At 67.4% G+C, this 13870-nt stretch carries 11 protein-coding genes; 2 read left to right on the top strand and 9 right to left on the bottom strand.

The features are described 5' to 3' along the window. The 4 genes from AC4ELS_RS10945 to AC4ELS_RS10930 form a co-directional block, all read right to left on the bottom strand. On the bottom strand, positions 1-525 hold the full coding sequence (locus AC4ELS_RS10945) for a hypothetical protein (RefSeq protein ID WP_448442083.1): 525 nt from the start codon (positions 523-525) through the stop codon (positions 1-3). Continuing rightward, on the bottom strand, positions 522-1307 hold the full coding sequence (locus AC4ELS_RS10940; protein ID WP_463805484.1) for a prolipoprotein diacylglyceryl transferase: 786 nt from the start codon (positions 1305-1307) through the stop codon (positions 522-524). The genes AC4ELS_RS10945 and AC4ELS_RS10940 overlap by 4 nt, the downstream gene beginning before the upstream one ends. 25 nt (positions 1308-1332) lie before the next feature. After that, a complete protein-coding gene (locus AC4ELS_RS10935) occupies positions 1333-2037 on the bottom strand; it encodes a ZIP family metal transporter (protein WP_064887116.1) in 705 nt (234 codons plus the stop codon). Between the two features lie 504 nt (positions 2038-2541). Continuing rightward, on the bottom strand, positions 2542-2895 hold the full coding sequence (locus AC4ELS_RS10930; protein WP_055120635.1) for an ArsR/SmtB family transcription factor: 354 nt from the start codon (positions 2893-2895) through the stop codon (positions 2542-2544). 105 nt (positions 2896-3000) lie between these two features. On the opposite strand from AC4ELS_RS10930, the gene AC4ELS_RS10925 reads away from it, so the two are divergent. Then, the gene (locus AC4ELS_RS10925) at positions 3001-4962 is read left to right on the top strand and encodes a heavy metal translocating P-type ATPase (protein WP_499047352.1); all 1962 of its coding nucleotides are present in this window, start codon (positions 3001-3003) and stop codon (positions 4960-4962) included. Positions 4963-5016: 54 nt separating this feature from the next. On the opposite strand, the gene AC4ELS_RS10920 is transcribed toward AC4ELS_RS10925, so the two are convergent. Next, on the bottom strand, positions 5017-6897 hold the full coding sequence (locus AC4ELS_RS10920) for a propionyl-CoA synthetase (protein WP_498889271.1): 1881 nt from the start codon (positions 6895-6897) through the stop codon (positions 5017-5019). Positions 6898-7090: 193 nt separating this feature from the next. On the opposite strand from AC4ELS_RS10920, the gene AC4ELS_RS10915 reads away from it, so the two are divergent. Continuing rightward, positions 7091-7564, top strand: a complete 474-nt coding sequence (locus tag AC4ELS_RS10915) for an SRPBCC family protein (RefSeq protein ID WP_174554274.1) — start codon at positions 7091-7093, stop codon at positions 7562-7564. Between the two features lie 112 nt (positions 7565-7676). On the opposite strand, the gene AC4ELS_RS10910 is transcribed toward AC4ELS_RS10915, so the two are convergent. From AC4ELS_RS10910 to kdpB, 4 genes are read right to left on the bottom strand one after another with little or no spacing between them, the layout of a single operon-like run. Further along, a complete protein-coding gene (locus AC4ELS_RS10910) occupies positions 7677-8378 on the bottom strand; it encodes a response regulator (RefSeq protein WP_454791718.1) in 702 nt (233 codons plus the stop codon). Next, a complete protein-coding gene (locus AC4ELS_RS10905; RefSeq protein WP_499047349.1) occupies positions 8375-10912 on the bottom strand; it encodes a DUF4118 domain-containing protein in 2538 nt (845 codons plus the stop codon). Before AC4ELS_RS10905 ends, AC4ELS_RS10910 begins: the two co-directional genes overlap by 4 nt. Positions 10913-10931: 19 nt before the next feature. After that, the gene (locus tag AC4ELS_RS10900; RefSeq protein ID WP_499047346.1) at positions 10932-11792 is read right to left on the bottom strand and encodes a potassium-transporting ATPase subunit C; all 861 of its coding nucleotides are present in this window, start codon (positions 11790-11792) and stop codon (positions 10932-10934) included. A gap of 1 nt (position 11793) precedes the next feature. After that, positions 11794-13836 carry a potassium-transporting ATPase subunit KdpB gene (gene kdpB, locus AC4ELS_RS10895; protein ID WP_499047459.1) on the bottom strand — a complete coding sequence of 681 codons (2043 nt, stop codon included), beginning with the start codon at positions 13834-13836 and terminating at the stop codon, positions 11794-11796. Positions 13837-13870 lie beyond the last annotated feature (34 nt).

Below are 13870 nucleotides of genomic sequence, written 5' to 3'. Positions count from 1 at the left end.
TCACCGGGCGTACAGCTCCGGGTTGACGCCGGTGCAGAAGCCTGCGGTGAATAGTGACATCAGGGCCCAGCCCACCATCAGTCCGATGCCGAGGCCCCTTGCCGTCGGATTCTTGGACATCAACATCAGGAACCCGCCGCCGAAGGCGACGGCGGCCAAGAACACTGCGGCCCCGCCGAGGACCAGGTTGGCGCTGCCGCCGGCGCTGTCGGTCGCGCCGGCGCCCATGAAGGCGACGAATCCGATCACCAGGTTGAGCGCGGCATAGATAAACGGACCGAGAATCACCATGAGGACGGAGATGCGCTGCGGGGGTTTCGGCGGTGGGCCGTACGAATAGGCGGTCGGGTACGGATATCCGGGGTAGCCCTGAGGCGGAGGTGGTGGCGGAGCGGGCTCGCCGTGATAGGCCGGTGGGATCCCTTGTGGTTCAAAGCTTTGGGGGCCGAAGGTAGGCGGTCCGGAAGGCGGTGGAACGAAGCCCTCGGGAGGCGTGTCATCGGGAGGATCGGGCGGTGTCGTCATGCGGGCACCTCCTCAGTGCGGGCTGGGTTGCGATAGTACCCGCGGCGGTAGCCGTACCACAGGCGAAATCCCAGGATCAGCAGCGATGGCAGCAGGAACCATTGCGGGCGGGTCAGATCCAGCCACACCGTCCCGTTGGCCCGGACGAACTCGACGAGGAAGCGGAACACCGCGTAGGCCGCGACGTAGAGCACGAACAGCTCACCGGGCCTGACGATCCGGGGACGCAGCCACAGCAACACGGCGAATGCGGTGAGCTGGAAGGCGATCTCGTACAGAAACGACGGATGCATCGCCAGGCCGGCCAGACATCCGGGACATTCGGGGGTGTCGGCCGGGGCGTGGATTCCCCACGGCAGTGTGGTGGGCCGTCCGGGCGCTTCGGTGAGGTGGCAGCCGATGCGGCCGATTGCCATGCCGAGCGCGACTGCGGGTGCGAACAGGTCGCCGGTCTTCCCGCGGTAACCGCCGAGACGCTTGGCGATCAGCACACCGAGGTACGCCCCGAGCAGTCCGCCGAGGATGCTGCGCGAGCCGAACTGCCAGGCCTGCGCCAGGGTCGGATTGGCGCTGAAGTCCAGGTGACGGATCCACCCGGTCAACCTCATCCCGATCGCACCACCGATCAGCGCGCCGGCCGCGGCGACCACGGACTGCTCGTTGACCGCGCCGCGCCGGCGGGCCTCGGTGACGAACACGAGCAGGGCGGCGAACACCCCGAGGGCGACGAACAGGTTGTGCACCCCGACGGTGACGGGCCCCAGGTGCCACTGCGCAGTCACCTGCCGAACCTAACCCGCGAGCGCTTCACCCGGCCAGCGACAGTCCGGCGGCGACGGCGAATCCCAGGACGGCCGCCAGACCGGCGTTTTCGCCGGCTTTCTCGGTGGCCTCCGGAATCATCGAGCCCACCAGCATGACCAGCAGTGCACCGGCGGCGAATCCGTTGATCCCGCCTTGCAATTGGGCGCCGGCGACATCCTGCAGCTGATAGCCGCCCACGGTGGCCAGCGCGCACAGTGCGGCGATCGCGGCCCATCCGCCCACGATCCGGCGGGCCGGTTCTCCGGCGGATCGCATGTCGCTGGCCGACCCGATGGATTCGGGCAGGTTCGACACGAAGATGGAGACCACCAGCGCCAGGCTGACACCTGCCCCGGTGGCGATTCCGATGCCGAGCGCGGCCTGTTCGGGAATGCCGTCGAGTAGGGCGCCCAGCAGCAGGGGCAACCCGGCGGTCTGGGTTCCCTTGCGGCCCATCCGATCTACTGCTTTGTCCGCGAGGTAGAACACCACGGCCCCGAGGGCCAGGCCGAGCGCCACGGCCCAGCCGCCGCTGGCTCGGAAGCCTTCCTCGGCGAGCTCGAAGGAGATGCTGGAGATGAGTGCCCCGGCTCCGAAACCGAGCACGAGGCCGACGAGACGTCGATTCCAATCGCGGACGACACCGGCGACCGCGCCGATGAGCAATGAGGATGCGGCGACCAGGCCCCAGGTCAACGCGGTGAGCACAGCCGCAGCATAAGACAGCGATGGCTCAGAACCCGGGATGCAGGAGTGGTGAGAAATGTGGCGAAGCGCGAAATGGCGCGACCGATCGGTGCGATCGATGAGGTGATGGCCCGATGATCAGGCGGCGTAGGGGCTACGGGTGGTGACCTGTCGCCGGTTGCCCGGACGACAGGCCACCGACGGCGTCAGCGCCGTGCGTTGCAGTTCGGGGGGTTTCCGCAGTGGTGGCCACCGTCGCAGGCATTACAGCGACAGGTGCAGGATCCCTTGGTTGCCATGCGCATCGTCGTTCAACTCCTCACTGTTCGGGTGCCGCCGGTATGACCGGCAGCAAACTCCCGAGTATGGGCGGACATCAACATATAACGACTTCACAATAGTTCGCTCCACGGTGAAAATAAAGGATTCCCTAAACTGCGCGGCTTTTTGCGCGACGGTTATTTCGGCTGCGGACACGCCGGTGAACAGTGCGTGAAACTCTTTGGCTGCGGCGGCTTTAGGGGCTCAGGCGGAGGTGTCGCGGGCGCCGAGCCGGAGGTGCTCGATGTGGTAGATGGCCTCGTCGAGCAGTAGGGCGACGTGGTTGTCGTAGAGCCGGTACACGATGTTGCGACCGGACCTGTCACCGGTGACGAGGCCTAGCGCCCGCAATAACCGGAGTTGATTGGAAACCGCGGGTTGCTCCATGCCGACTGCGGCGGACAGTTCGGTGACCGAGCACGGCGATTCCCGGAGTCGGGTCAGGATCAGCAATCGGTTGGGGGAGGCCAGGGCCTGCAGCGTCTCGGCGACTTTGGTCGCGGAGGCGGCGTCGAGGGACGCTGCCGGCGTCGCGTGCCCCTCAACTCCGTGGCCCATGGCACTCATTCAAGCATGCGGAACAAACATGGTTGATACATTTCAATCTTTACATGTATAAATGTATGCGCTGTAGGGGCCGAGCACGAACGAGAGGTGTCGTCGATGACCGCTCTGTCGACCGACCGGTCGCCGCTGTCCGGCGCCGACGCGGGGCCCGCAGGTTCACGCGGTGTCGGTGCATGGATGTGGTCCCTGGATTCGGTGCGTTGGGCGGCCGCAGCCCTTGTGCTGATGCTGTGCGGCGTGCTCGCGCAAGCGGCGAATGCTCCGCAACCGCTGTGGTGGACCCTGTATCTGGCGTGTTATCTCGCCGGCGGCTGGCAGTCGGCGGTATCCGGTGTGCAGGCGCTGCGTGCCCGCACGCTCGATGTCGACCTGCTGATGATCCTCGCGGCGATCGGTGCGGCAGCCATCGGGCAGGTGTTCGACGGCGCGCTTCTGATCGTCATCTTCGCGACGTCGGGCGCGCTGGAGGACGTGGCCACCGCACGCACCGAACGTTCGGTGCGTGGTCTACTCGACCTGGCTCCGGCCGACGCGACCGTCCTCGACGAGGACGGCACCCATCGCGTCGTCGCCGCAGGTTCTCTGCGCCTCGGTGACCGAATCCTCATCCGGCCCGGGGAACGAATCTCGGCTGACGGCACCGTGTTCGGTGGATCCTCGGACGTCGACCAGTCCTCGATCACCGGTGAACCGTTGCCGGTCGCCAAACAGGTGGGCGACGACGTCTTCGCCGGGACGCTCAACACCACCGGGGCCATGCAGGTCACCGTCACCCGCGACCCTTCGAGCACGGTGATGGCGCGCATCGTCGCGGCGGTCGCCGAGGCTTCGGCAACCAAGGCCACCACGCAGCTGTTCATCGAGAAGATCGAACAACGCTATTCGGTGCTGGTGGTGGCTGCCACCCTGGCGCTGTTCGCGGTGCCGTTGGTGTTGGGTGCGGATCTGCGCTCAACTCTGCTGCGCGCCATGACGTTCATGATCGTGGCGTCGCCGTGTGCTGTGGTGCTCGCGACCATGCCGCCGCTGTTGTGCTCGATCGCCAATGCCAGCCGGCACGGAGTGCTGGTGAAGTCCGCGGTCGCCATGGAACGACTGGCCGATACCGACGTCGTCGTGCTCGACAAGACCGGGACCTTGACCACGGGAGCCCCGCGTGTCGTGCAGATCGTGGGGCTGCCCGGTGGCGACAGCGGCGACGTCCTCGCAACTGCCGCTGCCGCAGAGCAATTCAGCGAGCATCCCATCGGACGCGCCATCGTCGCCGAGGCGGTGATACGAGGCATCCGGATTCCGGAGGCCACCGATTTCACCGCCCGCGCGGGTCGTGGTGTCCGGGCGGTCGTCGATGGGCGCACCGTCGAGGTCCTGAGTCCGGCGACGTATCGAGGCCCAGCGGTCCCGGACGTGGCCGAGATCGAGGCCACCGGGGCGACTGCTGTCGTCGTCACGGTCGACGGGGAGGCGAGCGGGGTGGTGGGTCTGCAGGATCGGGTGCGCCCGGGTGCCGCGGATGCGGTCCGGAAGCTGCACGCGCTCACCGGATGTCAGCCGGTTCTGCTCACCGGTGACAACCAGGTGGCGGCGTCGCGGCTCGCCGAGCAGCTGGGCATCGAGGATGTGCGGGGTGGTCTGCTGCCCGACGACAAGGCCGCTGCGGTCCGGGAGTTGGAATCCGGTGGACGGCGCGTGCTGATGGTGGGCGACGGGATCAACGATGCACCGGCCATGGCGTCCGCCCATTCCTCGATGGCGATGGGGCGCAGCGGTGCCGATCTGACGGTCGACACGGCTGACGCGGTCACGGTCGGCGACGACCTGTCGACGATCGGCGCGGTGGTCACGTTGGCCCGGCGGGCCCGGCGCCTGGTGAGCGCCAACCTGGTGATCGCCGCCACCGTCATCACCGTCCTGGTGATCTGGGACCTGTTCGGGCACTTGCCGTTACCGCTCGGGGTGGCCGGTCACGAGGGATCGACCATGCTCGTCGCCCTCAACGGGCTGCGACTGTTGAGCAGCCGCGCGTGGCCCCGACTTCCCTGGCGCGAGCAGACGTGAAAGTACCCGGGTAACCCCATTTCCGGGTACCGCAACGTCTGCTCGCGGAAGAAACTAGGGCCGCAGCACGTTCTTGAGCGCGTCGAGCACCGCGGGATCCTCGATGGTGGAGGGCACCGGCTCGTCGAGCCCGTCGGCGATACCGCGCATGGTCTTCCGCAGGATCTTGCCCGAGCGGGTCTTCGGCAGCGCCGCCACCACGTCGACCTTCTTGAAAACCGCCACCGCGCCGATGTTGTCCCGCACCCGGTCGACCAGCTCCTGGGTGATCCCCTCGGTCGAGGCCCCGGTCTTGAGCACCACGAACCCGCGTGGCACCTGGCCCTTGAGCTCGTCGGCGACTCCGATCACCGCGCATTCGGCCACCGACGGATGGTCGGCGAGTACGGCCTCGATCGATCCGGTGGACAGGCGGTGCCCGGCCACGTTGATCACGTCGTCGGTGCGGCCCATCACGAATAGATAGCCGTCGGAGTCGATGTAGCCCCCGTCGCCGGTGAGGTAGTAGCCGGTGAACGCCGACAGATACGACGCGACGTAGCGGTGGTCGTCGCCCCACAGTGTGGGCAACGTGCCGGGCGGGAGCGGCAGCTTGACGCAGATCGCGCCTTCCTCTCCGGCCTCGCACCGGGTGCCGTCGGAACGCAGGATCTGCACGTCGTAGCCGGGCATCGGCACCGTGGCCGAACCGGCCTTGATGGGCAGGGGTTCGACGCCCATCGGGTCGGCCGCGATCGCCCATCCGGTCTCGGTCTGCCACCAGTGGTCGACCACCGGGATGCCGAGTTTGTCGGCGGCCCAGTGATAGGTGTCGGGGTCGAGGCGCTCGCCGGCCTGGAACAGGTACTTGAGCCCGGACAGGTCGTAATCGGCCAGTCGCGTGGCGTCGGGGTCTTCCTTCTTGATGGCGCGGATCGCGGTCGGGGCGGTGAAGAGCGCCTTGACGCCGTACTCGGCGGCCACCCGCCAGAACGCCCCGGCATCGGGGGTGCCGATCGGTTTGCCTTCGTAGAGAACGGTTGTCGCGCCCAGGAGCAGTGGGGCGTACACGATGTAGGAGTGCCCGACCACCCAGCCGACGTCGGAGGCCGCCCAGAAGACGTCGCCGGGTGCCACGTCGTAGATGTTGCGCATGCTCCACAGCAGGGCCACCGCATGGCCGCCGTTGTCACGGACGATGCCTTTGGGCTTGCCGGTCGTGCCCGAGGTGTAGAGCACGTACAGCGGATCGGTGGCGGCGACCGGCACCGGATCGACCGGTGCAGCGTCGGCCGCCAGCTGCTGCCAGTCGTGATCGCGCCCGTCGACCAATTCGCACGGACTCTGCTCGCGCTGCAGGATGACGCAGGCCCTGGGCTTGTGCTCGGCGATGTCGAGCGCGGCATCCAGCATCGGCTTGTACTCGATGATGCGGGTCGGCTCGATGCCGCAGGATGCGCTGACCACGACCACGGGACGGGCGTCGTCGATGCGGGTGGCCAGCTCGTGGGCGGCGAACCCGCCGAACACCACCGAGTGCACCGCGCCGAGGCGGGCACAGGCCAGCATCGCGATGACCGCCTCGGGGACCATCGGCATGTAGATCACCACGAGGTCGCCCTTGTTCACCCCGAGCTCACGCAGGGCACCGGCGAACCGGGCGGTGTCGTCGCGCAGCTCGCGGTAGGTGTAGGTGGCCTTGGTGCCGGTGACAGGGGAGTCGTAGATCAGTGCGGCCTGTTCGCCGCGCTCGGCGACGTGGCGGTCCAGGGCGTTGGCGCAGGTGTTGAGCTCGGCGTCGGGGAACCAGCGGTAGAACGGCGGGTTGGTGTCGTCGAGTACGCGCTGCGGCTCGGAAGTCCAGGTCACCGCCTTGGCAGCGTCGGCCCAGAACGTGGCCGGGTCGTTGAGGCTGGCCTCGAAAAGGCTGCGGAAACGGGCGCGAGTACCGGACATACCGCAAACCGTAATCTGCGTCACTTGCAACGGCCGTGCAACCCTGCGAATGAGCGACAAGCGGTGCCATTTTGTCTGCGACCGGCAGGCGCGTTTGACTCTGGCGCTGCCGGGTAGCCCAGCGTCGAAGCCGTGCTGCACCGGTTGATCGCCGGAGCGACGGACGGCACTGACACCGAAAGGAGCGTGCGTCGTGGAATCTTCCCCGGTCGCTTCGGACAGCCACCTGGTCGTCAAACGCGACACGACGGCCACTCGACAACAGGTATGGGACGTCATCGCCGACGGCTGGACGTATTCACAGTGGGTGGTTGGGAACACGCGCATGCGCGCTGTCGACTCCTCCTGGCCGGCCCCCGGCAGCCGCATTCACCACACCATCGGCATCTGGCCGGTGGTGGTCAACGACGAGACGGAGGTCGAATCCTGTGCGCCGACCCGCGAGTTGGTGCTGCTCGCCAAGACCAGGCCGTTCGGAAAAGCCCGGATCGTATTGCGGCTCACCGATACCGAAACCGGGTCGCGTATCGAGATGGCCGAGGTCCCGGCCGGTGGACCATTGAACCTGATTCCGCGGCGGCTGGCTCTGCTGGCCGCCTACCCCCGGAATCGCGAATGCACTGAGCGATTGGCGGCGTTGGCCGAGCGTCGCGTCGAGCCGAAATAAGCCACGCCATCCTGCCGCTCACCGCGAGGAGGCCAATGGTCGGGTGGCCCGATACTCACACAGATGCCGACGGGCCGGGTCAGGATTGCGGCGACGCTGGTGCCATGAGCGGCTACTCCTGGAAGCGGTAGCCCATCCCGGCCTCGGTCAGCAGGTGCACCGGATGCGACGGATCGTCTTCGAGCTTGCGGCGCAGCTGCGCGAGGTACACCCGTAGGTAATGGGTCTCCTTGGCGTAGGCCGGACCCCACACCTCACGCAACAGTTCCTCGCGGCCCACCAACTTGCCGCGGTTGCGCACCAGCATCTCCAGCATGCCCCACTCGGTGGGGGTGAGATGTACTTCGTGATTGTTCTTCGTCACCTTCTTGGCGGCGAGATCCACCGTGAACGACGAGGTTTCAATGACGGGCTCATCGGTTTCGGAAGCCGCCGCCCCGCGGCGCACGGCCGCCCGGAGCCGGGCCAGGAACTCGTCCATGCCGAACGGTTTGGTGACGTAGTCGTCGGCGCCGGCATCGAGCGCCTCGACCTTGTCGGACGAGTCGGTGCGGGCCGAGAGCACGATCACCGGTGCCGAGAGCCAACCGCGAAGGCCGGCCAGGACCTCGATGCCTGACATGTCGGGTAGACCGAGGTCGAGCACGATCACGTCGGGCCGGTGATCGGCCGCGGCGCGCAGTCCCTGTCCGCCGTCGGTGGCAGTGTCGACCTCGTAGCCGCGCACCGACAGGTTGATCCGCAGCGCACGCAGGATCTGAGGTTCGTCGTCGATCACCAGGACGCGGGTCTTGGGTGCGGTGGTGGATGTCATGCAGATTCGTCCTTTGGCGGTGCGGCAAGGTCGATTTCGACGGTCAGACCGCCGCCGGGGGTGTCGGTCGCCGAGATGGTGCCGCCCATGGCTTCGACGAAACCGCGCGCGACGGACAGCCCCAGGCCGACACCGATGGTGGTGTTGTGGTCGCCGAGTCGCTGGAACGGCGCGAAGAGTTGTTCCTCGGCGCCGCGCGGCATTCCGGGCCCTTCGTCGATCACCGCGATCAGTACCCGGTCGGCCACCTGACCGGCGCTGACCCGGATGGGGCCGTCGGGCGCATACCTCAGGGCATTGTCGATCAGGTTGGCCAGCACCCGCTCCAGTAGCCCGGCGTCGGCCATCGCGACGGCATCGCCGACCTCGACCTTCACCCGGTCCAGACCTTCGCGGGTGAATCCGGTGGCGCCCTTGCTGATTCCGAGCAGTGCCCGCTGCACGTTCTCCTCCAGATACACCCGGCGCAGCTCGGGGCGGACCACCCCGGCTGACAGGCGGGAGGAGTCCAGCAGGTTGCCCACGAGCGCGGTGAGCGCGTCGACGGATTCCTCGATGGTGGCCAGCAGTTCGGCGGTGTCCTCGGCGGAGAAGTCGATGTCCTCGCTGCGCAGACTCGACGCCGCCGCCTTGGCCGCGGCCAGCGGGGTGCGCAGGTCGTGGCTGACCGCCGAGAGCAGCGACCGGCGCAGTTCGTCGGCCTGCGCGATCGCTGCGGCCTTGCCCGCCTCCTCGGTGAGCTCGCGTTGTTTGACCAGTCCGGCAGCCTGTTTGGCGACTGCGCTGAGCACGCGGCGGTCACGGGCGGCGAGTTTGCGTCCGGCCATCAACAGCCAGAACTCGTCGTCTCCGACCTCGATCGCGGTGTCGGCGGTGTCCACCTCGGCACACGGCTTGGTGCCGACGCACGCGACGATCTCGGCGGTTCCGTTCTGTTCGCGCAGCAGGCTCACCGCGCGTTGGGAGTACGTCTCGCGCAGGCGTTCCAGCAGGGTGGTGAGGTCGGCGCCGCGGAGCACCGACCCCGCGAACAGGGTCAGCAGTTCGGCCTCCTGCGAGGCCTTCCTGGCTTCGCGGGCCCGGCTCGCCGCTCCGTCGACCAGAGCCGCCACCGCCACCGCGACCAGCAGCAGCACGACCACCGTGACCGCGCTGTCGGGTTCGGAGATGGTGAACGTGTGCCGCGGCGCCACCAGGAAGTAGTTCAACAGCAGACCGGACAGCAGGGCCGACAGCCCCGCGGGCGCGACACCACCCAGAAGCGCCACGACCAGTACACCGATGAAGAACAGCGCGCTCTCGCCGCTGACCCCGAGAATCGGATCCAGTACCCCGACGATCAGCAGGCAGATGGCGGACGGAACCACCAGGGCCGCAAGCCAGGACACGACGTGGCGTTGCCGGGGTGTGGCGGTTGCCCAGCCGAACCCGCGACGGGCCTGGTCGTGGGTCACCATGTGGACATCGATCTTGCCCGATTGCTGCACCACAGCGGGCCCGATGCCTTCCTCGAAAATCCGGGCCCATCGGGACCGCCGCGAGGTGCCGAGCACCAACTGGGTGGCGTTGCGTTCGCGGGCGAAATCCAGCAGGGCCGCGGGTACGTCGTCGCCGACGACGGTGTGCACGGTGGCGCCCAGGCTGGCGGCCAGCTCCCGGACCTTCCCCATCTGCGGCGCCGAGACACCCGAAAGCCCGTCTCCGCCAACAACGTGGACCACCATCAGCTCGGCGCTGGACTTCGAGGCGATGCGCGAGGCCCTGCGCACCAGGGTTTCCGACTCGGCACCGCCGGTGACGGCGACGACGACGCGTTCCCGGGCTTCCCAGGTGTCGGTGATCTTGTTGTCGGCGCGGTACTTGGCCAGCGCGGCGTCGACCTGATCGGCCAACCACAGCAGGGCCAATTCCCTTAGCGCGGTGAGGTTTCCGCGCCGGAAGTAGTTGGACAGGGCGGCATCGACACGTTCGGGCGCGTACACGTTGCCGTGGGACAGCCTGCGCCGCAGTGCCTCCGGGGTGATGTCGACCAGCTCGATCTGGTCGGCCGCCCGGACGATCTCGTCGGGAACCTTCTCCTGCTGCTCGATTCCGGTGATCTGGGTGACCACGTCGTTGAGGCTTTCCAGGTGCTGCACGTTGACCGTCGAGATCACGGTGATGCCGGCGGCCAGCAGTTCCTCGACGTCCTGCCAACGTTTGGGGTTCTTGCTGCCCGGGGTGTTGGTGTGGGCGAGCTCGTCGACCAGCACCACCTGCGGGTTGCGGGCCAGCACCGCGGCCACGTCGAGTTCGGGAAAGGTGCCTCCCCGATACTCGACGTAGCGCGGCGGGATGATCTCGATGCCGTCGATCAGATCGGCGGTTTTCTTGCGCCCGTGGGTCTCGACCACCGCGGCGACGACGTCGGTGCCGCGTTCGAGACGGCGGTGCGCCTCGCCGAGCATCGCGAAAGTCTTCCCCACGCCGGGCGCCGCACCCAGATATATGCGCAGCTCACCGCGTTTGGTGGGACTGGACGCCGACGTACTCACAAGACCATCATCCTCGCGCCTACAGCGCGTCGAGGGCGATGTTGAGTTCGAGCACGTTGACCCGCGGTTCGCCGAAGAAGCCCAGGGTGCGCCCGTCGGTGTGCTGGGCCACCATCGCCCGCACCAGATCGGGGTTGAGACCGCGGATCCTGGCCACCCGGTTCACCTGCAGATCGGCGTAGGCCACCGAGATGTTCGGGTCCAGGCCGCTGCCGCTGGCGGTGACGGCATCGGCCGGTACCGCGGGGTCGGCGGGCGCGCTGCCACGGATCGGCACGATCAGGCCGAGGCTGTAGTCCTCACCGACTTTGGCGCATTCCACCCGGACACCCTCGTAGGTGTTGACGAACGGGGTCTTCGTCGTATCGCAGGGCTCGTTGACGCTGACCACCTTCGTCGGGTGAACGACGTTTCCGCGGGCATCCCGCGGTCCGATCACCGACAACACCGCGCCGACACCGTCTCCGGTGCAGAACGGGCGAGCGCCGTCGACACCGTCGAGCTTGCCGATGGCTGAACTGCGCGTGCACACCTGGGTGAGCAGGCTGGGCTTGTCGGGTTGATCGACAACGCTTTCCGGGCCGAGGTTGCTCGCGCTGGTGGCCATCGGGTCGTACCCGTCGCCGGCCATCGAGGGCCGGCTCTGGAAGTACCGGGGCAGCGGGTTGCCGTCGGTGTCGGTGAAGGACTGACCGATCAGGCTGCTGCCCACCGGTTTTCCGCTCGCCTCGATCAGCGACCCGTCGGCTTTGTCGCGCAGGCCGGGGATCTGGGCCACCAGCCAGATGAAGACCGGATAGCCGATCCCCAGGATCACGGTGAGTACCAACAGCGCCCGCAGGGCCGCGGCATGTTGACGAACCAGGTTGGAGATTTTCATGTCACATTCCCGGGAAGAGTTGGACGACGAGGTCGATCAGCTTGATGCCGATGAACGGCGCGATGACGCCGCCGAGGCCGTACACGTACAGATTGCGGCTCAACAGCTTGGACGCACTGCTCGGGGTGTAGCGGACACCCTTGAGCGCCAAAGGGATCAGCGCCACGATGATGATCGCGTTGAAGATCACCGCGGACAGGATCGCCGACTGCGGGCTGTGCAGCCGCATGATGTTCAGCAGGTCCAGGCCGGGGAACAGGGCCACGAACAACGCCGGGATGATCGCGAAGTACTTGGCGATGTCGTTGGCGATGGAGAACGTGGTCAGTGCCCCGCGGGTGATCAGCAGCTGCTTGCCGATCTCGACGATCTCGATGAGCTTGGTCGGGTCGGAGTCGAGATCCACCATGTTGCCGGCCTCTTTTGCCGCCGAGGTCCCGCTGTTCATCGCGACGCCGACGTCGGCCTGGGCCAGGGCGGGGGCGTCGTTGGTGCCGTCGCCGGTCATCGCGACGAGCTTGCCGCCGGCCTGCTCCTTCTTGATCAGCGCCATCTTGTCCTCGGGCGTGGCCTCGGCAAGGAAGTCGTCGACACCGGCCTCGTCGGCAATGGCCTTGGCCGTCAACGGATTGTCGCCGGTGATCATCACGGTGCGGATGCCCATGCGGCGCATCTCGTCGAAGCGTTCCCGCATGCCCTGCTTGACGACGTCCTTGAGATGGATGACGCCCAGCACTTGGGCTTTTCCGTCGACCACGTGACCGACGGCCAGCGGGGTGCCACCGGCGGCGGAGATCCCGTCGACGATGTCGCCGAGTTGGGTCGGGACCTTGCCGCCTTCGGAGCGAATCCATTCGGCGACCGCACCTGTGGCGCCCTTGCGCAGGCGATGGTCACCGGACAGGTCGACGCCCGACATCCGGGTGTTGGCACTGAATTCGACCCAGTGCGCCTTGTCGAGCTCGCCAGGCGTGCGGCCGCGTAGCCCGAATTCCTGCTTGGCGAACACCACGATCGAGCGGCCTTCAGGGGTTTCGTCGGCGAGGCTGGACAGCTGTGCCGCGTCGGCGAGTTGCTCGGGTGTGACGCCGGACAGTGGCACGAACGCGGCGGCCTGGCGGTTGCCGAGGGTGATGGTGCCGGTCTTGTCGAGCAGCAGGGTGTTGACGTCACCGGCGGCCTCGACGGCGCGGCCGGACATGGCCAGCACGTTGCGCTGCACGAGTCGGTCCATGCCGGCGATGCCGATCGCCGAGAGCAGCGCGCCGATCGTGGTCGGGATCAGGCACACCAGCAGCGACACCATGACGATGCCCGAGATGCCACTCCCGTTGAGCGCCAGGGTGTCCGCGACGCCGGGGTTGTTGGCCTTGGAGAAGATGGCCAGTGGCTGCAGGGTGGCGACGGCGAAGACGAAGATGATCGTCAGCGAGGCCAGCAGGATGTTCAGCGCGACCTCGTTGGGGGTCTTCTGCCGGTTGGCGCCCTCGACGAGGTTGATCATCCGGTCGATGAAGCTCTCGCCGGGCTTCTGGGTGATCTGGACGACGATGCGGTCGGACAGCACCGTGGTGCCGCCGGTGACGGCGCTCCGGTCACCGCCGGACTCACGGATGACGGGTGCCGATTCACCGGTGATCGCCGATTCGTCCACCGAGGCAATGCCTTCCACGACATCGCCGTCTCCGGGAATCACCTGCCCGGCCTCGACCACCACGACGTCGCCCTGCTGCAGCAGCGGAGCGGCGACCTCTTCTTCGGCGCCTGAGGCGGTCAGGCGCCGCGCCATGGTCGAGGTCTTGGTCTTGCGCAGCGACTCGGCCTGGGCCTTGCCGCGTCCCTCGGCGACGGCCTCGGCCAGATTGGCGAAGATCACCGTGAGCCACAGCCAGACCACGATCAAGCCGGCGAACCAGGACGGGTTGAGGACCGCCAGGATCGTGCTCCAGACAGCGCCGATCTCGACGATGAACATGACCGGGTTGCGCCACAGCGTGCGCGGGTCGAGCTTGCGCAGCGCGTCGGGCGTGGATTTCCACAGCATCTTCGGGTCCAGCAGACCGCCCTGGATTCGCGTC

The organism is Mycobacterium shunyiense (genome assembly GCF_058270035.1).
This window is presented reverse-complemented; position numbering and strand designations above follow the sequence as displayed.

Coding starts and splice junctions, on each gene's coding strand:
- AC4ELS_RS10945 (WP_448442083.1), bottom strand. CDS start 525: ATGACGACACCGCCCGATCCTCCCGATGACACGCCTCCCGAGGGCTTC.
- AC4ELS_RS10930 (WP_055120635.1), bottom strand. CDS start 2,895: ATGGGCCACGGAGTTGAGGGGCACGCGACGCCGGCAGCGTCCCTCGAC.
- AC4ELS_RS10925 (WP_499047352.1), top strand. CDS start 3,001: ATGACCGCTCTGTCGACCGACCGGTCGCCGCTGTCCGGCGCCGACGCG.
- AC4ELS_RS10920 (WP_498889271.1), bottom strand. CDS start 6,897: ATGTCCGGTACTCGCGCCCGTTTCCGCAGCCTTTTCGAGGCCAGCCTC.
- AC4ELS_RS10910 (WP_454791718.1), bottom strand. CDS start 8,378: ATGACATCCACCACCGCACCCAAGACCCGCGTCCTGGTGATCGACGAC.
- AC4ELS_RS10900 (WP_499047346.1), bottom strand. CDS start 11,792: ATGAAAATCTCCAACCTGGTTCGTCAACATGCCGCGGCCCTGCGGGCG.
- kdpB (WP_499047459.1), bottom strand. CDS start 13,836: ATGCTGTGGAAATCCACGCCCGACGCGCTGCGCAAGCTCGACCCGCGC.